General features: G+C 69.7%; 22 protein-coding genes. 14 read left to right on the top strand and 8 right to left on the bottom strand.

The window, feature by feature from the left end; all coding sequences use genetic code 11:
* Positions 1-111 precede the first annotated feature (111 nt).
* From tssH to tssB, 8 genes are all read right to left on the bottom strand, one after another.
* Positions 112-2,850, bottom strand: coding sequence for a type VI secretion system ATPase TssH (gene tssH / locus ACQGNW_RS16965; RefSeq protein ID WP_426664542.1), 2,739 nt, complete (start codon positions 2,848-2,850; stop codon positions 112-114).
* A 97-nt stretch (positions 2,851-2,947) separates the two neighbouring features.
* Positions 2,948-3,985, bottom strand: coding sequence for a type VI secretion system baseplate subunit TssG (gene tssG / locus ACQGNW_RS16970; protein ID WP_426664544.1), 1,038 nt, complete (start codon positions 3,983-3,985; stop codon positions 2,948-2,950).
* The gene (tssF, locus tag ACQGNW_RS16975; RefSeq protein ID WP_426664546.1) at positions 3,949-5,832 is read right to left on the bottom strand and encodes a type VI secretion system baseplate subunit TssF; all 1,884 of its coding nucleotides are present in this window, start codon (positions 5,830-5,832) and stop codon (positions 3,949-3,951) included. Before tssF ends, tssG begins: the two co-directional genes overlap by 37 nt.
* 69 nt (positions 5,833-5,901) lie before the next feature.
* Entirely contained in the window at positions 5,902-6,402 is a 501-nt protein-coding gene (tssE, locus tag ACQGNW_RS16980; protein ID WP_426664548.1) for a type VI secretion system baseplate subunit TssE, read from the bottom strand.
* A 4-nt stretch (positions 6,403-6,406) separates the two neighbouring features.
* Entirely contained in the window at positions 6,407-7,204 is a 798-nt protein-coding gene (locus tag ACQGNW_RS16985; protein ID WP_426664550.1) for a type VI secretion system accessory protein TagJ, read from the bottom strand.
* Positions 7,205-7,257: 53 nt separating this feature from the next.
* A complete protein-coding gene (locus ACQGNW_RS16990; protein ID WP_426664552.1) occupies positions 7,258-7,761 on the bottom strand; it encodes an Hcp family type VI secretion system effector in 504 nt (167 codons plus the stop codon).
* A 151-nt stretch (positions 7,762-7,912) separates the two neighbouring features.
* Positions 7,913-9,406 carry a type VI secretion system contractile sheath large subunit gene (tssC, locus tag ACQGNW_RS16995; RefSeq protein ID WP_426664554.1) on the bottom strand — a complete coding sequence of 498 codons (1,494 nt, stop codon included), beginning with the start codon at positions 9,404-9,406 and terminating at the stop codon, positions 7,913-7,915.
* A 5-nt stretch (positions 9,407-9,411) separates the two neighbouring features.
* A complete protein-coding gene (tssB, locus tag ACQGNW_RS17000) occupies positions 9,412-9,930 on the bottom strand; it encodes a type VI secretion system contractile sheath small subunit (protein ID WP_426664556.1) in 519 nt (172 codons plus the stop codon).
* Between the two features lie 465 nt (positions 9,931-10,395).
* On the opposite strand from tssB, the gene ACQGNW_RS17005 reads away from it, so the two are divergent.
* From ACQGNW_RS17005 to ACQGNW_RS17070, 14 genes are all read left to right on the top strand, one after another.
* Positions 10,396-11,499 (top strand): Glu/Leu/Phe/Val dehydrogenase dimerization domain-containing protein, encoded by a 1,104-nt coding sequence (locus tag ACQGNW_RS17005; RefSeq protein WP_426664558.1) that lies wholly within the window; start codon positions 10,396-10,398, stop codon positions 11,497-11,499.
* A gap of 297 nt (positions 11,500-11,796) precedes the next feature.
* Entirely contained in the window at positions 11,797-12,066 is a 270-nt protein-coding gene (locus ACQGNW_RS17010) for an acyl carrier protein (RefSeq protein WP_426664560.1), read from the top strand.
* An 8-nt stretch (positions 12,067-12,074) separates the two neighbouring features.
* Entirely contained in the window at positions 12,075-12,848 is a 774-nt protein-coding gene (locus ACQGNW_RS17015; RefSeq protein ID WP_426664562.1) for a glycosyltransferase family 2 protein, read from the top strand.
* Positions 12,836-13,447: a LolA family protein gene (locus ACQGNW_RS17020; protein ID WP_426664564.1), complete on the top strand. Its 612-nt coding sequence runs from the start codon at positions 12,836-12,838 to the stop codon at positions 13,445-13,447. The genes ACQGNW_RS17015 and ACQGNW_RS17020 overlap by 13 nt, the downstream gene beginning before the upstream one ends.
* Positions 13,444-15,879 (top strand): MMPL family transporter, encoded by a 2,436-nt coding sequence (locus ACQGNW_RS17025; protein ID WP_426664566.1) that lies wholly within the window; start codon positions 13,444-13,446, stop codon positions 15,877-15,879. Before ACQGNW_RS17020 ends, ACQGNW_RS17025 begins: the two co-directional genes overlap by 4 nt.
* Complete coding sequence (locus ACQGNW_RS17030; RefSeq protein WP_426664568.1) at positions 15,876-17,099, top strand: beta-ketoacyl-ACP synthase; 1,224 nt, start codon at positions 15,876-15,878, stop codon at positions 17,097-17,099. Before ACQGNW_RS17025 ends, ACQGNW_RS17030 begins: the two co-directional genes overlap by 4 nt.
* Entirely contained in the window at positions 17,099-18,346 is a 1,248-nt protein-coding gene (locus ACQGNW_RS17035) for a beta-ketoacyl-[acyl-carrier-protein] synthase family protein (protein WP_426664570.1), read from the top strand. The genes ACQGNW_RS17030 and ACQGNW_RS17035 overlap by 1 nt, the downstream gene beginning before the upstream one ends.
* Positions 18,343-19,089, top strand: coding sequence for a beta-ketoacyl synthase chain length factor (locus tag ACQGNW_RS17040; RefSeq protein ID WP_426664572.1), 747 nt, complete (start codon positions 18,343-18,345; stop codon positions 19,087-19,089). The genes ACQGNW_RS17035 and ACQGNW_RS17040 overlap by 4 nt, the downstream gene beginning before the upstream one ends.
* Positions 19,065-19,856 (top strand): lysophospholipid acyltransferase family protein, encoded by a 792-nt coding sequence (locus ACQGNW_RS17045; protein WP_426664573.1) that lies wholly within the window; start codon positions 19,065-19,067, stop codon positions 19,854-19,856. The genes ACQGNW_RS17040 and ACQGNW_RS17045 overlap by 25 nt, the downstream gene beginning before the upstream one ends.
* On the top strand, positions 19,853-20,137 hold the full coding sequence (locus tag ACQGNW_RS17050) for a phosphopantetheine-binding protein (protein ID WP_426664574.1): 285 nt from the start codon (positions 19,853-19,855) through the stop codon (positions 20,135-20,137). The genes ACQGNW_RS17045 and ACQGNW_RS17050 overlap by 4 nt, the downstream gene beginning before the upstream one ends.
* Positions 20,125-20,670 carry a COG4648 family protein gene (locus ACQGNW_RS17055; RefSeq protein ID WP_426664575.1) on the top strand — a complete coding sequence of 182 codons (546 nt, stop codon included), beginning with the start codon at positions 20,125-20,127 and terminating at the stop codon, positions 20,668-20,670. The genes ACQGNW_RS17050 and ACQGNW_RS17055 overlap by 13 nt, the downstream gene beginning before the upstream one ends.
* Complete coding sequence (locus ACQGNW_RS17060) at positions 20,667-21,026, top strand: 3-hydroxyacyl-ACP dehydratase FabZ family protein (RefSeq protein ID WP_426664576.1); 360 nt, start codon at positions 20,667-20,669, stop codon at positions 21,024-21,026. The genes ACQGNW_RS17055 and ACQGNW_RS17060 overlap by 4 nt, the downstream gene beginning before the upstream one ends.
* On the top strand, positions 21,023-21,976 hold the full coding sequence (locus ACQGNW_RS17065; protein ID WP_426664577.1) for a lysophospholipid acyltransferase family protein: 954 nt from the start codon (positions 21,023-21,025) through the stop codon (positions 21,974-21,976). The genes ACQGNW_RS17060 and ACQGNW_RS17065 overlap by 4 nt, the downstream gene beginning before the upstream one ends.
* Positions 21,969-22,418 carry an acyl-CoA thioesterase gene (locus tag ACQGNW_RS17070; protein ID WP_426664578.1) on the top strand — a complete coding sequence of 150 codons (450 nt, stop codon included), beginning with the start codon at positions 21,969-21,971 and terminating at the stop codon, positions 22,416-22,418. The genes ACQGNW_RS17065 and ACQGNW_RS17070 overlap by 8 nt, the downstream gene beginning before the upstream one ends.
* The last annotated feature ends 10 nt before the right edge of the window (positions 22,419-22,428 follow it).

The raw sequence follows: 22,428 nt of genomic DNA on the forward strand, positions 1-22,428 counted from the left end.
CGGAAAATTCCGCATTGAGAACAGCCCCGGTTTCGTCATCGACTTGCAGTAGCCATTTCCGGCCCAACTGCGATGATGGCGACAAAATCGTGGTGCGTCCGCCTTCATGCCTCAGGCAAATGCATACGAAAATCCTGCATCACCGGCGCCCACCTTCACCCCCGTCACCGGCACGCCCGCGATCATCCGATTGAGGAACTCGCGCGATACGTCGGGCAGCATGGTGTTGGTCAGGATCGCGTCGATCATGCGCCCGCCCGATTCGCCCTCGGTGCAGCGGCTCACCACCAGCTTCACCACCTCGTCGTCGTAGTCGAACGGGATCCGGTAGCGCGCCTCGATGCGCTTCTTGATGCGGCCCAGCTGCAGCTTGACGATCTGGCCCAGCATCGTTTCGCTCAGCGGGTAGTACGGGATCGTCACCAGGCGCCCCAGCAGCGCCGGCGGGAAGATCTTCAGCAGCGGTTCGCGCAGGGCCTTGGCGATGCCTTCGGGCTCCGGCATCAGCTCCGGGTCCTTGCACAGGCCGGCGATCATGTCGGTGCCGGCGTTGGTGGTGAGCAGGATCAGGGTGTTCTTGAAGTCGATGGAGCGGCCCTCGCCGTCTTCCATCACGCCCTTGTCGAACACCTGGAAGAAGATCTCGTGCACGTCGGGGTGGGCCTTCTCCACCTCGTCCAGCAGCACCACGGAGTACGGCTTGCGGCGCACCGCCTCGGTGAGCACGCCGCCTTCGCCGTAGCCCACGTAGCCCGGAGGCGCGCCCTTGAGCGTGGAGACGGTGTGCGCCTCCTGGAACTCGCTCATGTTGATGGTGATCAGGTTCTGCTCGCCGCCGTACAGCGCCTCGGCCAGCGCCAGCGCGGTCTCGGTCTTGCCCACGCCGGAGGTGCCGGCGAGCATGAACACGCCGATCGGCTTGTTCGGGTTGTCCAGGCCCGCGCGGCTGGTCTGGATGCGCTTGGCGATCATCTCCATCGCGTGGTCCTGGCCGATCACGCGCTTGCCCATGATGCTGGCGAGGTTCATCACCGTTTCCAGCTCGCTGCGCACCATGCGGCCCACCGGGATGCCGGTCCAGTCGGCGACCACCGAGCCCACCGCGGTGTAGTCCACGGTCGGCAGGATCAGCGGATGCTCGCCCTGCAATTCGGTGAGCTGCGCCTGCAGTCCCTTGAGCTGCTCCAGCGTGGCGGCGCGCTCGGCGTCGCCGAGGCCCGCGGGCACTTCGGGAGAGGCTTCCGCCTCGGCATTGGCGGCCGCCTCCAGCTTGCTGCCGGTGCCTTCCACCGGCGCGGCGTCGCCGCGCAGCCGGGCGCGCAGGGCGAGGATCTGCTCGACCAGGGCCTTCTCGGCCTGCCAGTCGGCTTCGAGTTTTGCCAGCCGCGCCTGCTGCGTGGCGAGCTTCTCGTTGGCCGAGGCCTCGCGCTCGGCCACGTCCACGCCCACGCTCTTTTCGCGGGCGATGATGGCGAGTTCGGTCTCCAGCGCCTCGATGCGCTTGCGGGTGTCGTCCACTTCGGGCGGCACGGCGTGCTGGCTCACCGCGACGCGCGCGCAGGCGGTGTCGAGCAGGCTCACCGCCTTGTCCGGCAACTGGCGCGCGGGGATGTAGCGGTGCGACAGCTTCACCGCCGCCTCCAGCGCCTCGTCGAGGATCTGCACGCGGTGGTGCTTCTCCATCACGCTGGCCACGCCGCGCATCATCAGGATGCCCTTCTCCTCGCTCGGCTCCTCCACCAGCACGGTCTGGAAGCGGCGGGTAAGCGCGGGGTCCTTCTCGATGTGCTTCTTGTATTCGGCCCAGGTGGTGGCGCCCACGGTGCGCAGGTTGCCGCGCGCCAGGGCGGGCTTCAGCAGGTTGGCGGCGTCGCCGGTACCGGCCGCGCCGCCCGCGCCCACCAGGGTATGCGCCTCGTCGATGAACAGGATGATGGGCCTGGGCGAGGACTGCACTTCCTCGATCACCTGGCGCAGGCGGTTCTCGAACTCGCCCTTCATGCTGGCGCCGGCCTGCAGCAGGCCCACGTCCAGCGTGCGCAGCTCCACGTCCTTGAGCTGCGGCGGCACGTCGCCGCGCGCAATGCGCAACGCGAAGCCCTCGACCACCGCGGTCTTGCCCACGCCGGCCTCGCCCACCAGCATCGGGTTGTTCTGGCGGCGGCGCATCAGGATGTCCACCACCTGGCGGATCTCCTCATCGCGGCCCACGATGGGGTCGATCTTGCCGCTGCGCGCCTGCTCGGTGAGGTCGACGGTGAACTGGCGCAGCGCCTCCTGCTTGCCCATCTGCGCAGGGCCCATCGCGCCGCTGGCCTCGCCCGGCGCGGCGGCGCCGCCCAGCCTGAAGCCGTCACTGGCGCTCTGGCCGTCCTCGGGCGAACCGGCCACCACTTCGGCGAACTTCTCCACCAGGGTCTCGGGCTTGACCTTCTCGAACTCCTTCGACACGCCGAGCAGCGTGTTGCGCAGGTGGCGCAGGCGCAGCACGCCCACCATGAGGTATCCGGTACGCACCTGCGCCTCGCCGAACATCAGGGTGGCGAAAACCCAGCCGCGCTCGACCGCTTCCTCCACGTCGCTGGAGAGGTCGGAGATGCTGGTGGAGCCGCGCGGCAGGCGATCCAGCGCGTCGGTGACGTCACGCGCCAGGTTCGAGGGATTGAGGTTGAACTGCTTGACGATGCGGTGCAGGTCCGAGTCCTGCAGCTGCAGGATCTGGTGGATCCAGTGCACCAGCTCCACGTAGGGATTGCCGCGCAACTTGCAGAACACGGTGGCGCTCTCGATGCCCCGGTACGCCAGCTTGTTGAGCTTGCCGAACAGCGCGCTGCGACTGATTTCTGCCATGGATCTACCCCTGCGGTGGAACCGATGGCTGCGCTCGCACGCCATCGGCGGAATGGAAATTCAAGAAAACGGCGCTGGCGTTCGTGCGGTTCATCGCCTAGCCCACCGGCCGCAGGATCACGTGATCCGCGTCGGCATCCCGGCGCGGCTCGCCGATCCAGGTGGAAAGCCCGATGCGCCCGGACTGACCCAGCCTGGTGGTCGGCACCTCGGCGCGTTGCAGCACCAGTTGCACGTCCCAGGCCTTTTCCTCGCCCACGTAGGTCTTCACCGCCGCCACCAGCTGGCGCAGCGCCTCGCCGCCGGGCAGGAAGTTGTTGAACTGCGCGCGGCTGAGCGGACCCAGGCGCAGACGGAAGCGCTGCTGCGAACCCCACACGCATTCGCCCAGCACCGCGGTGCGGCCCAGGCCGGCCACCTCGGGCGAGGCACCCAGGCGCAGGTGCGCCTCGTGCGGCAGGCGCATCCAGCCCGCCACGAACTCCAGCACGCGCACGGGTATGCGGAAGAAGTGCTCCAGCAGGCTGCGCAGGCCTTCGGCATTGCGTGCCTGCGCCACCAACCGCCCGGCAAAGAAGCGCTTGTACTGGTCAGGCAGCGCGTCGCGCGCTTCCAGCCCGCGCGTGGACAGGCCCACCAGCGCGCCCATGTACAGGCGGAAGCGATCCTCGCCCGGACGGTCGAGCTGCACGGTGGGCTGCGCGCTGGCCCAGGCGCGGTAGAACAGGCTCAGCATGCGGTGATGGAAGATGTCGGCGAACGCGACCAGGGTGGAATCCTTCGCGTTGCGCTGGCGATCAATGGCGTATTCGGTCAGGTGCAACGGCAACGGCGCGTTCGGCCCGAACAGACCAAGGAACAGGCCATGCAGCCGCGCGGGCCGCCCACCGGCGGCCGGTTCGAAACGGTCCACATCGCGCGGCGGGAACGCCAGCGACGGCGTGTGGCACAGGCGCACGGCGTCTTCCGCCGGCTTGGCGGATTCGCCCAGCCGCGGCCTGTCGGGATGCGCGCATTCCAGCCGGCGCAGCGCCTCGAAGAACTCGAAGCCCGCCGGCTGCTCCCGCAGCGCACGCTCCAGCTCCACGGGAGCCGGCGCTACAGGATCTGGCGCTTGCCGAGTCGGGCCGGCCATCGGGCCACCTCGTTGCGTTCCAGGGTGCGCAGCACGGTCTCGGTGAAGGAATTCACCGAGACATGCCGCGCGAAGAAGTGCTGCATCACCGCGCCGAGCAGGAAGGCGCCGGTGCCCTCGAAGGCGCCGTCGTCGCATGTCAGCGTGATCTCCAGCCCGCGGCCGAAGCTGATCGGGCCCGGCACCGGGATGCGCCGCACCACCGGCTGCGCGGCCACCGCCTTGACGCCTTCGATCTGCCGGCGCGCGCCGGCGTCGAACTCGTCGCTGTACAGGGTGAGCATTTCGCGCAGTGCCGCCGCGCCCTCCTCGCCGCTGTCGCCCAGCAGCGAAACGTAGTTGAGCTGCAGGTGGCTGATCAGCCGCCACGCGGTTTCGCCGTTGGCCGTGGGTGCACGCGGCTTGGTGGGGCCGGCCACGCAACGGATCGAGGCCACGGGCGCGCCGGTGTCGAGGGTGAAGTCGGTGCGCGACTTGCCCACCGGCATCTGCAGCGGCAGGTCGCGGTTGGTGCAGAGCAGGCGCATGCCGAGCTGGCGCAGCTGCGTGGCATAGGGCGCGTCGTTGGCATCGACCAGCGAAATGAACACCTCGTTGCCCACGTAGCTGGAGCGCGCACCCTGCAGGCGCTGCCGCGAGGACAGCAGGCGCGGCTCGCGGCGGATGGTGTAGAACGCGGCCGCGCCGCTGTGCCAGGTGCGCTCGTCACTGCCGTAGAACGGCTGGAAGCGCTGCTCCGGCTCCTGGCGATCGCCGAAGCCTTCCACCTCGGCGACGCTGTGGATCTCGAAATCCATCGGCCGGGTGCGGTCGGCCAGGATGTGGTACTCGGCGCGCCCCTGCTGCAGGTGGATGCGGTCGGCGCGACGCGGGAACAGGTTGATCGCCGGCGTGCAGAACAGCCGGAAGTTGCCTGCGTCCACCGCGTTGTGCAGGCGGCTCACGCTGCGGTCGAACAGCGTCACGATCTCGAACTCGCAGGCCGACGAGCGCGCCAGCACCGCCTTCAGGCCCGTGAACACCGCGAACAGGAAGCGCTCCGGGCAGGCGAAGTATTCCTGCAGCAGACGGTAGCCGCTGAAGGAGCGGTCGGTGTACGGCAGCAGCGCCTCGTCGTCGGCGAAACCCTTGTCGCGGATGCAGCGTCCGTCGAAGAACTCGCTGACCAGGCCGCCCGCTCCCGGCGTGCGCACCAGGTAGCCCACCGCGTTCCCGAGCAGTTGCTCGTACAGGCGCTTGGGCAGTTCGTCGGCGCCGGCGATGAACAGCGGCAGTTCGTCCAGCGCCAGCATGTTCGCCTGCACACCGGCGGTGACGGTGAACTTCAGGCGCAGGCCGGCGCGTACGGCGCGGTCCGCCGGCAGCGGCACGCCGGCGGCCGCGAGTGCGGCCGGCGTCTCGAAATACTTGGCCTCGGCCAGCTCCAGCGGCCATAGCGCGACGTCGTGCGCGGTGCGGTATTCGCAGGCGGTGCGCTCGTCGTGGCCGGCGAGGCCGCGCAGCGCGGTCTGCCGTGCCACCACGGGACCGGTGGCGAGCGCGCTTTCCTTGGTGTCGGGATTCAGCTGCACCACCGCCATCGACGGCACCGGCGCGAGGTAATGCGGGTAGATCATCTCCAGCAGGTGCTGGGTGAACACCGGGTGCTGCGCGTCGAGCTTCAGCTGGATGCGCGCGGCGAGGAACGCGAAGCCCTCCAGCAAGCGCTCCACGTACGGATCGGCGCACTCGAAGCCTTCCATGCCGAGGCGGCCGGCGATCTTGGGGTACTCGCGCGCGAATTCGCCGCCCATCTCGCGGACGTGCTGCAGCTCGCGGTTGTAGTAGCGGAGCAGGCGCGGATCCATGGTCAGGACCTGCCCACGAAGCCATCGGCGCTTGGGTTGGCGGAGTGCGTGGAGATCATGGGCAGGCGCTCAGCCGAAGCTCTCCGACACGTTGATCCGCCCGGTCTCCAGGTCCACCTCGGTCTTGAGGTACAGGTTCAGCGGGATCGGCTGCGCCCACATCTCCGAGGCGATGTCGAACACCAGCGACTGGCGGTCCATGCGCACGGTGTCCGCCTTCACGGTGACCTGCAGGGTGCCGGGGGTCAGCCGCGGCTCGAAGGCGAGGATGGCGTCGCGCACCTGCCGCTGCAGCGTGTCGGCCTTGACGCCGGACAGCGCCGCACCGGTGAGATCGGGGATGCCGAAGTTCAGCACCGATCCCGCCACCTCCGGGTAGTCCGCCAGCGCTTCCGATCCGAGGTTCACGCAGTTGAGCAGCCAGGACATGTCGCGGGTCACGCAATCGCGCAGCCGCGAAGCGGAGATCACCCGCTTCTCGCGGCTTTCGTCGGCCTTGCCCGGCTCGTCGTCGGTAAGCCGGTCGAGCAGCGAGGGCTGCAGCCGCTCCTGGGTGGTCAGCTCGGCCATCGTCTCAGGCCGCGTCGAAGACGATGCTGCGGATGTCCAGCAGCGGGTACTCGCCGGCGTCGGTGGCCAGCATGCGCTGACCGCAACCGGCGTAGCACTCGCCGCCGAGGTCGATCCAGTCGGTGCGCCGCGCCAGCACCAGCTCGCTGTCCTGCGCGCGTTCGGAGCCGGGGTAGCGGCACGGCACGAAGCCCACCGCCTCGCCGCCGTTGCTCCAGGTCACCTGCACCGGCGCCCACACCTTGTCGCGCAAGTCGGAGGGCGCCTCGAACACCAGCTTTTTCAGGCGCGTGAACGGCACCCAGGCGTAGCCGCCGTTGACGATCATCTCCAGGCACGGCCCGAAGCGCGGATCGGCGTCGGCGATCCATTCGAACGGCGTGCCGTCGATTTCGCCCCTGGCCGCCTCGGCCTGCTCGAAGGCCTGCTCGCGCAGGGGTTGCGCCTGCGCATGCCGGTCCTCGGCCTGCAGCTTCAGCGACTGCAGCAGCAGCGCCAGCCATTGCGCGGGCTCGCCGATCACCATCGGCGAGCGCGTGCCGGCCATCACCTGCTGCCGCTCCAGTTCGCCGGCCAGTGCACGGCTGTAGGCCTCCATCATCAGCGTGTTGAGCGGGTCGAGCTCGCCGCTCACCTTGAGCTGGTTGTGCGCCCGCTCCCACTGCCCCAGCACGGCCAGCAACTGGAACAGGAACACCCGCGCCTTCGCGTCGGCAGGGTTGCCGCGCACCTGCGCGGTCAGCCCTTGCAGCGCCTCGTCCAACCGGCCTTCTTTCAGCATGTTCTCTGGGGTCATGCACATACCCGGCTAGTGGAGGGTTGGTGGAACGAGGAACTGCAAGAGGCTGGCCGGCCTCAGGCGCTGGCCACCTGCTGGATGTCGTAGGTGAAGTCCTTGGTGCCGCCGTCCTTGCCGCCCTTGTCGTCCTGCGGCTGGAACGAGTACTTGAACTTGCCGAAGTGCAGGGTGACGTTCTCGGTGAGCTTGTCCTCGCCGCCGCTGCCGCCGGTGGACAGCGAGGTGACCAGCACGCCCTCGCTCAACTCGATGGTGAGGAAGTCGGTCTGCTCGCCGGTGGCGTTGGTGACGTACAGCCAGGCGTTCTCCAGGCGCGCACCGGTGCAGCACGCGTTGAGCAGCGCGTTGGAGCAGCCGTCCACGTACTTGGTGAGGGAAATGTCCTGCACGTGCGCCTTGCCGCCGCTGGCCGAACCCGCGCCGGTGTGCAGGTCGCCGGTGTTGCTGACACCCCACGACCACGCCAGGATCGGCACGTCGCCCTTGTGCACCTTGTGGTTGGACGCCCCCTTGATCTCGACCTTGCCCTTGCCGAACTTGATGTGCATGTCGAATGCCATGAACCTTCTCCTCGATCACCTGTTGATGAATTGACCCGCCCGGCCGGGCTGCGCCCTGGCCGGTTGCCACGTGTTTGCCGCCACTTTCCCCGCGATGTCGTCCGGCGCTGGCGCGGCAGCCATCGGCGGCCGCGCCCGCATCCGGCGTTCGTCAGGCCTTGGCCGCCGACGGCAACCGGGACACCAGTCGCAGCGATACGGTGAGGCCTTCCAGCTGGTAGTGCGGCTTGAGGTAGAACTTCGAGGTGTAGTACCCCGGAGCCCCTTCAACTTCCTCCACCACCACCTCCGCCGCCGACAGCGGCTTGCGCGCCTTGGTCTGTTCGCTGGAGTTGGTCGGATCGCCGTCGACGTACTGCATGATCCAGTTCGTCAGCCAGCTCTGCATCGACTCGCGGCTGGAGAACGAACCGATCTTGTCGCGCACGATGCACTTCAGGTAATGCGCGAAGCGGCAGCAGGCGAACATGTACGGCAGGCGGCAGCTCAGCGCCGCGTTGGCGGTGGCGTCCGGATCGTCGTACTCCTCCGGCTTGGCCAGCGACTGCGCACCGATGAAGGCGGCCATGTCCGAGTTCTTGCGGTGGACCAGCGGCATCAGGCCCATCTTGTCCAGCTCGGCCGAACGGCGGTCGGTGATCGCGATCTCGGTGGGGCACTTCATGTCCACGCCGCCGTCGTCGCTGGGGAAGGTGTGCACCGGCAGGCCTTCCACCGCGCCGCCCGACTCGATGCCGCGGATGCGCGAGCACCAGCCGTATTCCTTGAACGAGCGGTTGATATTCACCGCCATCGCGTAGGCGGCGTTCTGCCAGGTGTACTTGGACGAGTCGGCACCCGAGGTGTCTTCCTCGAAGTCGAACTCCTCCACCGGGTCCGTCTTCGCGCCGTAGGGCAGGCGCGCCAGCGTGCGCGGCATGGCCAGCGCGAGGTACTTGGCGTCGTCCGACTCGCGCAGCGAGCGCCAGGAGGCGTATTCGGGCGTGGAGAAGATCTTCGCCAGGTCGCGCGGGTTGGCCAGCTCGTTCCAGTTGTCCATGCCCATCAGGGTGTGGTTGGCCGAGGCGATGAACGGCGCATGCGCCGCCGCGGCCACCTGGCCGATGCCGGCGAGCAGCTCCACGTCGGGCGGGCTGTGGTCGAAGTAGTAGTCGCCGACCAGGCAGCCGTAGGGCTCGCCGCCGAGCTGGCCGTATTCTTCCTCGTACATCTTCTTGAAGATCGGGCTCTGGTCCCACGCCGTGCCCTTGTAGCGCTTCAGCGTCTTGCCCAGCTCCTTCTTGGAGATGTTCATCACGCGGATCTTCAGCTGCGTGTCGGTCTCGGTGTTGTTGACCAGGTAGTGCAGCCCGCGCCAGGCGCTTTCCAGCTTCTGGAAGTCGGCATGGTGCATGATCAGGTTGAGCTGTTCGCTGATCTTGCGGTCCAGCTCGGCCACGTAGGCGTTGATGGTCTGGGTGACGTCGTCGGAGACGATGTCGGCCTTGTTCAGCACCTGCTCGGCGAGCGTGCGGACGGCGGACTCCACCTCTTCCTTCGCGCGGTCGCTCTTGGGCTTGAACTCCTTGCTGAGCAGCGCGGCGAAATCGTCGGGTACCAGGGTCTGGGCTTCACCGCCCTGTTCGGCCAGTTTCTCGGTTGCCATGGTTCTTACTCCCCGTCCTTGCCGGCGTCGCCGGGCTTGGGTGCGGACACCAGCGACTGCAGCAGTGCCGGATCGTTGATGGCCTGGGCGATCAGCTTCTCCGCGCCGGCCTTGCCGTCCATGTAGGTGCCGAGGTTGGCGAGCTGGGTGCGCGCCTCCAGCAGCTTGGCTACCGCGCCCACCTTGCGGGCCACCGCGGCGGGCGAGAAGTCGTCCATGCTCTCGAACGTGATGTCCACGTTGAGATTGCCCTCGCCGGTGAGCGTGTTCGGCACGGCGAAGGACACGCGCGGCTTCATCGACTGCAGGCGGCTGTCGAAATTGTCCACGTCGATCTCCAGCGCCTTGCGTTCCTCGATCGCCGGCAACTCGGCGTTGTTGGCGCCGGACAGGTCGGACATCACGCCCATCACGAACGGCACCTGCACCTTCTTCTGGGCGCCGTAGACCTCGACGTCGTACTCGATCTGCACCCGCGGCGCGCGGTTTCGCGCGATGAACTTCTGACTGCTCTGCTTGGCCATGCGATGTCTCCCGGGACGTAGGTACTGCCTGATTGCAAGGTGCCGGCTTGCCGTGCACGCGAACTGCCGCGGGGAGGACGAAGACGCACGATGGCCTCGCACGCTGCGGTTCCCCTGTCGAGCCTGATCCCGGGGGTGCGCACCGCACCGGCATGCGCAGGTGCGGCGGGACGGACGCCGCCGAGGTTTCCTCTCACTACCCAATGCGCAGCGGCGCGGGAAAGACGGGCACGCCCGCCGGAATCATTCATGATTCGTTCATGTTGAAAACAGGGCGTGCAGACCCGCCTTGCTGCGTCGCGGCACGGCGCGCACGGACCGCCGTACTAGAATGTTCGACTTGGTTCGCCGCACCGACCGGTTCGGGGCGGCGTATTCGTGTCGTTGCAGTCCCCCGGCGGCCATCGCTGCGATGCCGTCGTCCATAGATGCCTGCGGGCACCTCTCCATGGAGTCGCCGTACCAATGATTTTCGAAACCATCGCCAACACGGGTCACGAAGAAGTCGTCTTCTGCCACAACAAGGACGCCGGCCTGAAGGCCATCATCGCGATCCACAACACGGTGCTGGGCCCCGCGCTCGGCGGCCTGCGCATGTGGCCGTACAAGACCGAACAGGAAGCCGTGAACGACGTGCTGCGCCTGTCGCGCGGCATGACCTACAAGAACGCGGTGGCCGGCCTGAACCTGGGCGGCGGCAAGGCGGTGATCATCGGCGATCCGTCGAAGGACAAGTCCGAGGCGCTGTTCCGCGCGTTCGGCCGCTTCGTCAACTCGCTCAACGGCCGCTACATCACCGCCGAGGACGTGGGCATCGACGTCAACGACATGGAATACGTGTTCCGCGAGACCGAGTACGTGACCGGCGTGCACCAGGTGCACGGCGGCTCGGGCGACCCCTCGCCGTTCACCGCGTTCGGCACCCTGCAGGGCCTGATGGCCGCGCTGCACTTCAAGCACGGCAACGAGGACGTGGGCAAGTACAGCTTCGCCGTGCAGGGCTGCGGCCACGTGGGCAGCGAGTTCATCAAACTGCTGCGCGAGCAGGGCGCCAAGGTGTTCGTCACCGACATCAACAAGGACGCCGTGCAGCGCTGCGTCGACGAGTTGGGCTGCGAGGCGGTGGGCCTGGACGAGATCTACGACGTCGACGCCGACGTGTACTCGCCGTGCGCGCTGGGCGGCACCGTCAACGAGCAGACCATCGACCGCATCAAGGCCAAGATCATCTGCGGCGCGGCCAACAACCAGCTGGCCACCGACGCCATCGGCGACGAGCTGCAGAGGCGCGGCGTGCTGTACGCGCCGGACTACGCGGTCAACGCCGGCGGCGTGATGAACGTATCGCTGGAGATCGACGGCTACAACCGTGAGCGCGCGATGCGCATGATGCGCACGATCTACTACAACCTGGGCCGCATCTTCGAGATCAGCAAGACCCAGAATGTGCCCACCTACAAGGCGGCCGACCGCCTGGCCGAGGAGCGCATCAGCGCGATCGGCAAGATCAAGCTGCCGCACATGGGTAACGGCGGCACCCGCTTCCAGGGCCGCATGCGCGGACAGTGAGGCCCCTGCCCCGCCCAGGTTCCAGCGAGAGGCCGCCGCAAGGCGGCCTTTTCGTTGCCGCCCGCCCTGTCGTCCGTCATGCCCGGGCCGCGACGGGGCTCTGTTACACTGCGCAGGGTAGCGGCGCGCCGGCCAGGCCGGCGTCCGCGGCACAGGGGAACCAACTCGTCGGGGAGAACCGGCATCGCCGATGCCGGTCCGGGTTAGGCGTCGCCGACGACGCCGGACCGGCCCGCACGGAACGACTGCCCCGGAAGGCAACACGATACGCATGGAACAACGAGAGCAGAACGCGACATGAGTACCATCCTGGCGGCAGACATCAGCGATACGGACATCCTCGAACGCCTGCGCGAGGTGCTGCACGGCACCTTCGAGATCGAGCCGGCGCGCATCACGCCCTCCGCTCACCTGTTCGCCGATCTCGGTCTGGACAGCATCGACGCGGTGGACCTGGCCATCCAGGTACAGGAAATGACCGGCATGCGCATCAAGCCGGAGGATTTCAGGAACGTGCGCACCGTGGGCGACGTGGTAGGCACCGTGCGCGGCCTGCTCGACCGCTGAGCCGGGCCATGCCGGACGTCCACGGCCGCTTCGCCCCCTGCGCGCTGATCCCTATCTACAACCACGGCAGCACCATCGCTGCCGCCGTGCGGGCGTTGCGCGCACACGGCCTGCCGGTGCTGATCGTCGACGACGGCAGCGACGAGCCCACCCGCGGCGTGCTCGACGCGCTGGCGCGCGACACCGACGAAGTCCGCCTGCTGCGGCTGCCCCGCAACCAGGGCAAGGGCCGCGCCATCGGCACCGGCCTGCTTGCCGCGCGCGAAGCCGGCTACAGCCACGCGCTGCAGATCGACGCCGACGGCCAGCACGACACCAGCGACGTGCCGCGCTTCCTCGATGCCGGCCGCGCGCATCCGCACGCACTGGTTTGCGGCGCCCCCGTCTACGACACCAGCGTGCCGCGGGCGCGCCTGTACGGGCGCTATGTCACCCATGCCTGCGTCTGGCTGGAAACGCTGTCGCTGGCGATCCGCGACTCGATGTGCGGTTACCGCCTGTATCCGCTGGCGGCCGCCTGCGCGGAGATCGAACGCAAGCTGCCGCCCGCGCGCATGGACTTCGATACCGAGATCGCCGTACGGCTGGTCTGGCGCGGCGTGCCGGTGGCCAACCTGCCGACCCGTGTGACCTATCCGGAAGATGGGTTGTCCCACTTCCGCATGTTCCGCGACAACCTGCGCATCTCGGCGATGCACACGCGGCTGCTGCTTGGCATGCTGCCCCGTGCGCCGCGGTTGTTGGGGCGCCGCCTCCGTGGAGAAAGCCCATGCGTCGCATGACGTTCCTGCTGTTGCTGTGCCTTTTTGCGCCGTTCGCGCGCGCGCAGGCCGACGACGCCCTGCTGCAAAGCGTGCTGGCCGCGCTGGGCCAGCACACGGCGGTGCGCGCCGACTTCACCCAGACCCGCAGCAACCCGGCGCTGGAGAAGCCCCAGGTGAGCCAGGGCCAGCTGCTGTTCGTGCTGGGCCACGGCATGCTGTGGCAGACACGGACCCCGTTTGCGGAAACCCTGGCGTTCACCGGCACGCAGGCCGCGCGCATCGGTCCGCAGGGCCAACCGCATCCGATGCGTGACGCACGCGGCGTGACCCGGATCTCGCAGATGCTGCAGGCGATGCTGGCCGGCCGCGCCGACGAGGTGCGCCGCCAGTTCCACATCGCTGCCAGCGGCAGCGCCGCGCAATGGACGCTGCGGCTGGTGCCGAAGCAGGAGCGCATGGCGCGCGTGCTGGGCAGCATCGAGCTGAGCGGCGACGCGTACCTGGAAGGCATCCGCATCGCCATGCGCGACGGCGGCGACACCGACATCCGCTTCAACCGGACCCGCGACGCCGGCGCGCTGAGTGGCCTGGAAAAGCGCGCGCTCGGCCTGCCATGACATCGCGCCTCACGCTGCGCGCCGGGCTGTTCGCCGTCGCCCTGCTGCTGGTGGCCGCGCTGGGCGCCTGGCTGCTGTTCGGGCGCGGCCGCCTGCCGATCCAGACCGACCTGCTGGCGATGCTGCCCGCCACCGAACAGCAGCCGCTGGCCGAGGCTGCGGTGCAGCGCCTGGCCCACGCCAACGGCGACCGCATCGTGCTGCTGGTGGAGAACGCCGACGACGACCGCGCCAAGGCCGCGGCCCGCGCGCTGGGCAAGGCACTGGCGCCGCACAAGGTGTTCGCCTCGGTGCTCGCCGAGCTGCCGCCGTTCGACCTCAAGCAGGTGGTCGCGCCGTACCTGGCGCACCGCTTCTTCCTGCTGTCCGACGCCGACCGCGCCGCGATGACGGCGCGCGACTACGACCCGGCGCAGGCGCTGGCGCAACGGCTGAACGCGCCGTTCGTCGACGGCACGGGCACCTCGCTGCAGGACGACCCGTTCGGCTGGCTGCAGCACTGGCTCGGCGGGCAGCCGTGGAGCCGCTCGCCGCTGCTGCCGGAAGACGACCTGCTGGTCGCGCACCGCGACGGCCGCACCTGCGTGCTGGTGACCGCCACCCTGGCCGGCTCGTCCTACGACGATGCCGAGCAGCGGCGCGTGCTGGCGGCGGTGGACGACGCCGTCCGACGGATCGAACACGACCAGCCCGGCACCCGCGTATCGCGCACCGGTGCGGTGTTCTACGCCGCCGCCGCGCGCGCCGGCGCGGAGCACGACGTGCACCTGGTCGGCTGGATCTCCACGCTCGGCATCGCGCTGCTGCTGATCGGCATGTTCCGCTCGCCCGGGCCGCTGCTGCTGGCGTTCCTGTCCACGGCGGCGGGCGTGGCGTTCGCCACCGTCGCCAGCCTGCTGGTGTTCGGACAGATCTACCTGCTGACCCTGGTGTTCGGTGCCGCGCTGCTGGGCGAGGCGGTGGACTATTCGATCCAGTACCTCACCGCACGCGCCAATGCGGGCCCGCGCTGGCAGGCCGCGGCCGGATTGCGCCAGGTGCGCCCGGCCCTGCTGCTGGCGCTGGCCACCTCGCTGCTGGGCTACGCCCTGCTCGGCCTGGTGCCGTTCCCCGCGCTGCGCCAGATGGCGGTGTTCGCGATGAGCGGCATGCTGGCTGCCTGCCTCAGCGTGTTCTGGCTGTTGCCGGCGCTCGTGCAACGCCCCGCTGGACCCTTGTCGGCGGCACCGGTGCGCTGGGCGCTGGCACTGCAGCGCGGCGTGGGCCGCGCCAGCCACGGTCGGCGCGGATGGCTGCTGGCCGTGCTGTTGCTGCTGCTCGCCCTGCCCGGCTGGTGGCGCCTGGGCCATGACGACGACGTGCACCTGCTGATCTCGCCGCCACGCTCACTGGTGACGCAGGAGCACCGCATCCGCGAAATCACCGGCCTCGGCAACGGCAGCCGGTTCTTCCTGGTGCGGGGCGCCAGCAGCGAGCAGACGCTGCAGCGCGAGGAGCTGCTGGAGCAGCGGTTGCAGGTGCTGGTGCACCAGGGCCGCCTCGGCGACTGGATCGGCCTGGCCCGCATGGCGCCCTCGCAGGCGCGCCAGATGGCCGACCACGCCCTGCTCGCGCGCAGCCTGCAGGCGTCGGGCATCGTTGCCGCGCCGGACGCCCAGCCTTCCTCCGCACAACAGGCGCGGACGCGCGCCGAGCGCACCCGCCTGCAGGCCCTGCTCGTCGCCGGCGGATTGCGCACTGCCGCCGCAACGGCCTACGCCGATGCCTGGCCCGGCACGCCGCTGAACTTCAAGGCCTGGCTGGACACGCCGATGGCCGCGCCGTTCCGCTACCTGTGGATGGGCTGCGGCGCGCACGGCTGCGGTTCCATCGTGCTGCCACAGGGCGGCGACGACGATGCGCGGCTGCGCCACGCCACCGACGGCCTGCCCGGCGTGAGCCTGGTCGACAAGGCGGCCAGCGTGTCGCAGCTGTTCGGCCGCTACCGCCGCTACGCCAGCGTGTGGTTGCTCGCGGCAATCCTGTTGATCGTGCCCGTGTTCGGCTGGCGCTACGGCTGGCGACGCATGCCGCGCGTGCTGACGCCACCGGTGCTGGGCATCGCGTTGACGCTGGCCGCGCTGGGCTACCTCGGTCAGCCGCTCACGCTGTTCCACGGGATGGCGCTGATGCTGGTGCTGGGCGTGGGCGCGAACTATGCCGTATTCCTGCACGAGGGCGAGCCGCACACCGCCGACAAGCCCGGCGCGATGTACGCCAGCGTGCTGCTCTCCGCGCTCACCGCCCTGCTCTCCTTCGGCCTGCTGTCGCTGAGCTCGACGCCGGCGCTGCGCGACTTTGGCCTCACCCTGCTGTTCGGCATCGCGTTCACCGCATTGCTGGTGCCGGCGAGCCGGGCCATCACCGACACCTCCGCGAGGTCGCCACGATGAAACGCGTCGTCGTCACCGGCATGGGCGGCATCACGCCGCTGGGCCACGACTGGCCCACGATCGCCGCGCGCCTGCGCGGGCGCCGCAACGCCGTGCGGCGCATGCACGAGTGGGACTACTTCGACGCGTTGAACGGTCGCCTCGGCTGCCCGGTGGACGATTTCGCGCCGCCGCCATGGCCGCGCCAGAAGACGCGCTCGATGGGCCGCGTCTCGCAACTCGCCGTGGCCGCCAGCGAACACGCGCTGCGCGACGCCGGCCTCATCGACGACGCCTCGATCCGCGACGGCCGCATGGGCGTGGCCTACGGCTCGTCCGGCGGCAGCGTGGAACCGGTGAGGGTGATGGGCCGCATGCTGGACACCGGCTCCATGCAAGGCGTCACCGCCACCAGCTACATCCAGATGATGGGGCACACCACGGCGGTGAACGTGGGCGTGTTCTTCGGCCTGAAGGGTCGCGTCATTCCCACCTCCAGCGCCTGCACCTCGGGCAGCCAGGCCATCGGCTACGGCTACGAGGCGATCCGTTACGGCAGGCAGAAGCTGATGCTCTGCGGCGGCGCAGAGGAACTCTCCGGCCCCGGCGCCGCGGTGTTCGACACGCTGTTCGCCACCAGCACGCGCAACGACGAACCGCGGCTCACGCCGCGCCCGTTCGACGCGAAGCGCGACGGCCTCGTCGTCGGCGAAGGCGCCACCACGCTGGTGCTCGAGGAATACGAGCACGCGAAGGCGCGCGGCGCGACGCTGTATGCCGAAGTGATCGGCTTCGGCTGCAACTCCGACGGCGCACACATCACCCAGCCCACTGCCGGGACGATGGCGGTGGCGATGCGCCTGGCACTGGGCGACGCCGGCTTGCCGGCCGGCGCCATCGGCTACGTCAGCGCCCACGGCACCGCCACCGACCGCGGCGACGTGGCCGAGAGCCAAGCCACCGCCGAGGTGCTGGGCGCGCGCGTGCCGATCAGCGCGATGAAGAGCTACGTGGGCCACACGCTGGGCGCCTGCGGTGCGCTGGAATCATGGTGGGCGATCGCCATGATGCGCGCGGGCTGGTTCGCGCCCACGCTCAACCTCGACCAGCGCGCGAGCGACTGCGCCGAGCTGGACTACCTCACCGGCGACGGCCGCGCCATCGCCACCGACGTGGTGATGAACAACAACTTCGCGTTCGGCGGCATCAACACCTCGCTGATCTTCCGGGCGATCGATTGATGCGCCTGCGCGACGCCAACGGCCTGCCGCGCGTGGCGGTCACCGGCATGGGTGCGGTGAGCTGCGTGGGCACCGGGGTGCCGGCGCTGCTCGATGCGCTGCGCACGCGCCGTCACGGCCTGCGCCGGATGGACGCCTTCGCCGCCCTCGGCATGCGCGGCAGCGTGGGCGGTCCGGTGGACGGGGCCGCGCTGCCGCCCGAACCGCCGCGCAAGCTGCGCCGTTTCTTCGCCGCGCCCGCGCGCTACGCCTGGCACGCCGCGAACGAGGCGCTGGCGCAGGCCGGCCTGTCACCCGAACGCCTCGCCGCGCCCGACTGTGGCCTGATTCTGGGCGGCGGCGCCGCGCTCAGCGAACACGAGGAAGCGCTGGCGAGCCACCGCAGCAGGGGCATCGCGAAACTCTCGCCCTTCATCGTGCCCCGCGGCATGAGCGGCGCGCTGTCGGCCAGCCTCGCGCTCGCCTACGGCATCGGCGGCAGCAGCTGCACGATCAGTTCGGCCTGCAGCAGCGCGGCGCACGCGATCGGCCACGCGATGGAGCTGATCCAGCTCGGCCGGCAGAACGTGGTGCTCGCCGGCGGTGCCGCGGAGCTGCATCCCAGCACCGCGATGTGGTTCGACGCGATGGGGGCGCTGTCGCCGCAGACGGAACCCTCGCACGCCTCGCGCCCGTTCCATCGCCAACGCGACGGCTTCGCGCTGGCCGCGGGTGCCGGCGTGCTGGTGCTGGAGTCGCTGGAGCATGCGCGGACGCGCGGCGCCCGCGTGCTGGCCGAACTCGCCGGCTACGGCAGCGCCACCGACGCCGCCGGCATGGTCGGCCCCGGCGCGGACGGCATCGCCCGCGCACTGCGCCAGGCGCTGGACCGCGCCGGTTGCCTGCCCGGCTACATCAACGCACACGCGTGCGGCACGCAGGGCGACCTCGCGGAGTGGTGCGCCATCGAAACCGTGTTCGCCGGACGTGGCGCCACAGTGCCGCCGATGTCCTCGATCAAGGGACTCGTCGGCCACGCTCCCGAGGCCGCCGGTGCGCTGGACGCCATCGCCTGCCTGCTGATGCTGGAACACGATTTCCTTGCCGCCGGCGCGCCGCCGGACGATCCCGACCCAGGCTTCGCCGATGCGCCCCTGCTCGCCGCGAACCGCGAGCAACGCATCGACGCCGCGCTCAGCAACAGCTTCGGCTTCGGCGGCAGCTGTGCCGCACTGCTGTTCCGTCGCGACGCGGAGGACGCTGCATGATCGATGTGCGTCTCGAGGCTTGGCATGCCTGGGCGCCGGGCTTGCACGTCGCCCAGGACTGGCGCGCCTGGGCAACGTCGCCGCAGGCCGTGGCCGATGACGGCCAGGCACAACCGGCGTGTGCCTTCCTGCCCGCCCTGCAACGCCGCCGCCTGAGCCGGCTGGCGCGGATGACCCTGGAAACCGCCTGGCCGCTGTGCGGCGAGCACGAGCAACTGCCCTTCGTGTTCGGCTCGCGCCACGGCGAAACCCCGCAGACGCTGGCCCTGCTTTCCGACATCGTCGAAAACCAGCCGCTGTCGCCGACCCGGTTCGGCCTCTCCGTGCACAACGCCATCGCGGGGCAGTGGTCGATCCTGCGCGGCCAGCGCGGCGAATCCGCGGCCATCGCCGGCGAGGCCGACACCTTCGAGCATGCCGTGCTGGAGGGTGCGCTGCAGTTGGCCGCCGGTGCGCCGTCGGCGCTGGTGGTGGTGGCCGAGGAGCTGCCGCCGCCGGCCTACGCGCAGTGGATCGCGGACGTGCCGTTCTCCTATGCTGTGGCGCTGCGATTGGGGAAGATCGACACGGCAGCGGCGACACCCGTCGGCGGCGACTGGCGGCTGGCGCAGTCGCGCGGCGACGGCGAGGCGCCCTGCCCGTGGCCACACGCACTGGATTTCCTGCGCGCCCTGCTCGCGGGCGAAACCTCGTCACAACACACCTGGAAGGCACGCCGATGGAACTGGCAACGTATCCGCTGAACCAGCGCCGCGACGCCTGGGCCTGGCGTCTCGTCGCCACCGGCGCCAGCTTCGTGCTGTTCGGGCTGGGCGGCCTGCTGCTGCGCGTGCTGGTCCTGCCGCTGGCGACCTGCCTTCCCGGCGATGCGCCCACGCGCCGGCGCCGCGCGCGCGCGATCATCGGCCGCGCGTTTCGCCTGCATGCCTGGTTCATGCAGCGCAGCCGCGTGCTGGACATCGCGGCCGAAGGCATCGAACGGCTGGGGCAGCCCGGCCAGATGATCGTGGCCAACCACCCCTCGCTGATCGACGTGGTGTTCCTGCTCGGCCTGGTGCCGCAGGCCAACTGCGTAGTGAAGGCCGCCCTGCTCGGCAACCCTTTCACGCGCGGACCGATGCGCGCGGCGCGCTACATCGGCAACGACGGCAGCATGGAGATGCTCGAACGCGCGGCCTCCGTGCTGCGCGAAGGCCAGTGCCTGCTGGTGTTTCCGGAAGGCACGCGCACCACACCGGGCTGCGCGCCGGTGTTCCATCGCGGCGCAGCGGCGATCGCGCTGCGCGGCGCGCGCAGCATCGCGCCGGTGTTCATCAGCGTCGAGCCCACCACGCTGACCAAGGCCGAGCCGTGGTATCGCATTCCCGAACGCCGCGTGCAGGTGCGCCTGCGCGTGGGCGAACCGTTCGACCCAACCCGCTTCGCCGCCGGCGCGCCGCTGCCGATTGCCTCGCGCCGGCTCAACGACCACCTGCACCAACTCTTCCTCAAGGAGCTCGCCGCCTCGTGAACGCACCGACCCATACCGCGCTGGAGCGCGAGATCGCCCAGCTGATCATCGACACGCTGAACCTGGAAGACCTCGCCCCCGCCGACATTCCGCCGTCGCAACCGCTGTTCGGCGACGGACTCGGGCTGGATTCCGTCGATGCGCTGGAACTGGCGCTGGCGCTGCAGAAGCGCTACGACATCCGCATCGCCTCGGACGACAAGGACGCGCGCCGCCACTTCGCCAGCGTGGCCAGCCTCGCCGCCTTCGTCGCCAGCCAGCAGGCCGCATGCGCAAGCTGATCGACATCCTGCTGCCGCTGATCGGCGTCCTGTATCCGTTCCTGGTCTACTTCGGCATGGAGACGGTGCCGCCGCACGTGTTCGCGCTGGCGCTGGCGGCGGTGTGGCTGCTGCGCGCGCCGTTCCTGTGGCGCGAACCCGGCGGGCGCTGGATGCTGGGCGTGGCGCTGGCCTATTGCGCGCTGCTCGGCGTCAGCGGCGAGTCCTCGCTGCTGCGCTGGTATCCCACGCTCATCAGCCTGTTCCTGCTGCTCACGTTCGGGCTGAGCCTGGCCTGCGGACCGCCGGTGGTGGAGCGCATCGCCCGCGTGCGCGAGCCGGACCTGCCGGCGGCGGCCATTCCCTACACGCGCAAGGTCACCTGGGTGTGGGTGGGCTTCTTCGTGTTCAACGCCGGAATGTCGGCCGCACTGACGCTGTGGGCGCCGCTGAAATGGTGGACGCTGTACAACGGCCTGATCGTCTACTTCATCATGGGTCCGCTGTTCGCGGGCGAGTGGCTGCTGCGCCGGCGGCTGCGGGCAAGCGCATGAACGCACGCCGCACCGATCCCACGATCGTTGGCGAGCAGTGCGACGGCGACGGCTGCACGCTGCAGCTTGCGGTACCGGCGGACCTCGACTACTTCCCCGGCCATTTCCCCGGGGCCCCGGTGTTGCCCGGCGTCGTGCAGGTGGCCTGGGCGCTGCAGCTGGCCGCGCCGCGGCTGGGCACATCGCCGCGATGCCGCGAGATGGAGGCGCTGAAGTTCCAGCGCCTGCTGCAGCCGGGTGACCGCGTGACGCTGACGCTGCGCCACGATCGTGCGCGCGGCAAGTTGCACTTCGCCTATCGCGAAGGCGACATCGCGTATTCCTCCGGCCGCCTAGTACTGGACCCGCGCGCATGAGCGAAGCACAGCTCGCCGCTACCAGGCACTGGTCCGCACAGCGCGAGCGCGGCAGCCTGCTGCTGATGCGCTTCACCGCCTTAGTGGCGCGCTGCTGTGGCCGTCGCCTGCTGTCGCCGCTGCTGCATCTGATCGTGCTGTATTTCTTCCTCACCGGGCGCCGTGCGCGGCGCAACATCCGCGAATATCTGGAACGCCTCGCCGCCTGGAGCGGACGGGACGAACTGCGCCCCACCCCGCGCCGCGTGTTCGCGCAGTTCATGGCTTTCGCCGATTGCCTGCTCGACCGCCTCGACGTGTGGCGCGGCGCGCTGCGGCTGGAGCAGGTGCACCTGCTCGACCCCGCCGGCCTGCGCGCGCAACTGCTTGCCAGCCGCAGCGGCGGCCGCGGCCAGCTGCTGGTCGGCACACATCTCGGCAACCTCGACGTCTGCCGCGCGCTGGCCGAGCTGGGCGAGCAGGTGCCGCTGAACGTGCTGGTGCACACGCACCACGTCGCACACTTCAACCGCCTGCTCGGCGAAGCCGGCGAGCAGCGCATGCGGCTGATCCAGGTCAGCGAGCTGGATGCCGCGCTGATGCTGGACCTGTCGCAGCGCCTCGATCGCGGCGAGTGGCTGGCCATGGCCGGCGACCGCGTGCCGCTGCGCGCAGGCCGCCGCGTCGCGGTGGACTTCCTCGGCCACCCGGCCGCATTCGCGCAGGGCCCGTGGCTGCTCGCCGGGCTGCTCGGCTGTCCGGTGAACCTGATGTGCTGCCTGAAGATCGCCGGGCGCTACGAGATCCGGCTGGAGCGCTTCCTCGACGCGCCCGCGTGGGAGCGCGGCCAGCGCGACGCCGCCATCGCCGGTTGGGCGCAGCGCTACGCCGACCGCCTCGCGCAGTGGTGCCTGCTGGCGCCGCAGCAGTGGTTCAACTTCTATGCGTACTGGGAGGCCGCCGATGCGTAGCGCCGGCGTGTTGCACGTGGACACCGAGGTCGTGGTGCCGTTCTTCGACGTCGACTCGATGGACGTGGTGTGGCACGGCCATTACGTGAAGTACCTGGAAATCGCGCGCTGCGCCCTGCTCGAGCTCATCGGCCACGACTACGCGCAGATGAAGGCCGCCGGCTACGTGTGGCCGGTGATCGACCTGCAGCTGCGCTACGCGCGCGCCGCGCGCTTCGGCCAGCGCCTTACGGTGCGCGCCAGCCTGGTTGAGTGGCAGAACCGCCTGAAGATCCACTACGTCATCAGCGACACCGGAAGCGGCGAGCGCCTCACCCGCGCCAGCACCGTGCAGGTGGCGGTGCGCCTCGCCGACGGCGCGATGCAGCTGGTCTCGCCTTCCGCACTGGTGAACGCCGTGGAGGCGTGCATTTCCGCCTGTGTTTCCAGCGATCATCCGTGACCGCGGGAAT

Source organism: Rhodanobacter aciditrophus (assembly GCF_050026795.1).
GTDB lineage: Bacteria > Pseudomonadota > Gammaproteobacteria > Xanthomonadales > Rhodanobacteraceae > Rhodanobacter_A.

Bases quoted from the DNA above. Each gene is read 5' to 3' on its own strand.
- tssH (WP_426664542.1), bottom strand. From the start codon at position 2,850: ATGGCAGAAATCAGTCGCAGCGCGCTGTTCGGCAAGCTCAACAAGCTG.
- tssG (WP_426664544.1), bottom strand. From the start codon at position 3,985: ATGGCCGGCCCGACTCGGCAAGCGCCAGATCCTGTAGCGCCGGCTCCC.
- tssF (WP_426664546.1), bottom strand. From the start codon at position 5,832: ATGGATCCGCGCCTGCTCCGCTACTACAACCGCGAGCTGCAGCACGTC.
- tssE (WP_426664548.1), bottom strand. From the start codon at position 6,402: ATGGCCGAGCTGACCACCCAGGAGCGGCTGCAGCCCTCGCTGCTCGAC.
- ACQGNW_RS16985 (WP_426664550.1), bottom strand. From the start codon at position 7,204: ATGTGCATGACCCCAGAGAACATGCTGAAAGAAGGCCGGTTGGACGAG.
- ACQGNW_RS16990 (WP_426664552.1), bottom strand. From the start codon at position 7,761: ATGGCATTCGACATGCACATCAAGTTCGGCAAGGGCAAGGTCGAGATC.
- tssC (WP_426664554.1), bottom strand. From the start codon at position 9,406: ATGGCAACCGAGAAACTGGCCGAACAGGGCGGTGAAGCCCAGACCCTG.
- tssB (WP_426664556.1), bottom strand. From the start codon at position 9,930: ATGGCCAAGCAGAGCAGTCAGAAGTTCATCGCGCGAAACCGCGCGCCG.
- ACQGNW_RS17005 (WP_426664558.1), top strand. From the start codon at position 10,396: ATGATTTTCGAAACCATCGCCAACACGGGTCACGAAGAAGTCGTCTTC.
- ACQGNW_RS17010 (WP_426664560.1), top strand. From the start codon at position 11,797: ATGAGTACCATCCTGGCGGCAGACATCAGCGATACGGACATCCTCGAA.
- ACQGNW_RS17015 (WP_426664562.1), top strand. From the start codon at position 12,075: ATGCCGGACGTCCACGGCCGCTTCGCCCCCTGCGCGCTGATCCCTATC.
- ACQGNW_RS17020 (WP_426664564.1), top strand. From the start codon at position 12,836: ATGCGTCGCATGACGTTCCTGCTGTTGCTGTGCCTTTTTGCGCCGTTC.
- ACQGNW_RS17025 (WP_426664566.1), top strand. From the start codon at position 13,444: ATGACATCGCGCCTCACGCTGCGCGCCGGGCTGTTCGCCGTCGCCCTG.
- ACQGNW_RS17030 (WP_426664568.1), top strand. From the start codon at position 15,876: ATGAAACGCGTCGTCGTCACCGGCATGGGCGGCATCACGCCGCTGGGC.
- ACQGNW_RS17035 (WP_426664570.1), top strand. From the start codon at position 17,099: ATGCGCCTGCGCGACGCCAACGGCCTGCCGCGCGTGGCGGTCACCGGC.
- ACQGNW_RS17040 (WP_426664572.1), top strand. From the start codon at position 18,343: ATGATCGATGTGCGTCTCGAGGCTTGGCATGCCTGGGCGCCGGGCTTG.
- ACQGNW_RS17045 (WP_426664573.1), top strand. From the start codon at position 19,065: ATGGAACTGGCAACGTATCCGCTGAACCAGCGCCGCGACGCCTGGGCC.
- ACQGNW_RS17055 (WP_426664575.1), top strand. From the start codon at position 20,125: ATGCGCAAGCTGATCGACATCCTGCTGCCGCTGATCGGCGTCCTGTAT.
- ACQGNW_RS17060 (WP_426664576.1), top strand. From the start codon at position 20,667: ATGAACGCACGCCGCACCGATCCCACGATCGTTGGCGAGCAGTGCGAC.
- ACQGNW_RS17065 (WP_426664577.1), top strand. From the start codon at position 21,023: ATGAGCGAAGCACAGCTCGCCGCTACCAGGCACTGGTCCGCACAGCGC.
- ACQGNW_RS17070 (WP_426664578.1), top strand. From the start codon at position 21,969: ATGCGTAGCGCCGGCGTGTTGCACGTGGACACCGAGGTCGTGGTGCCG.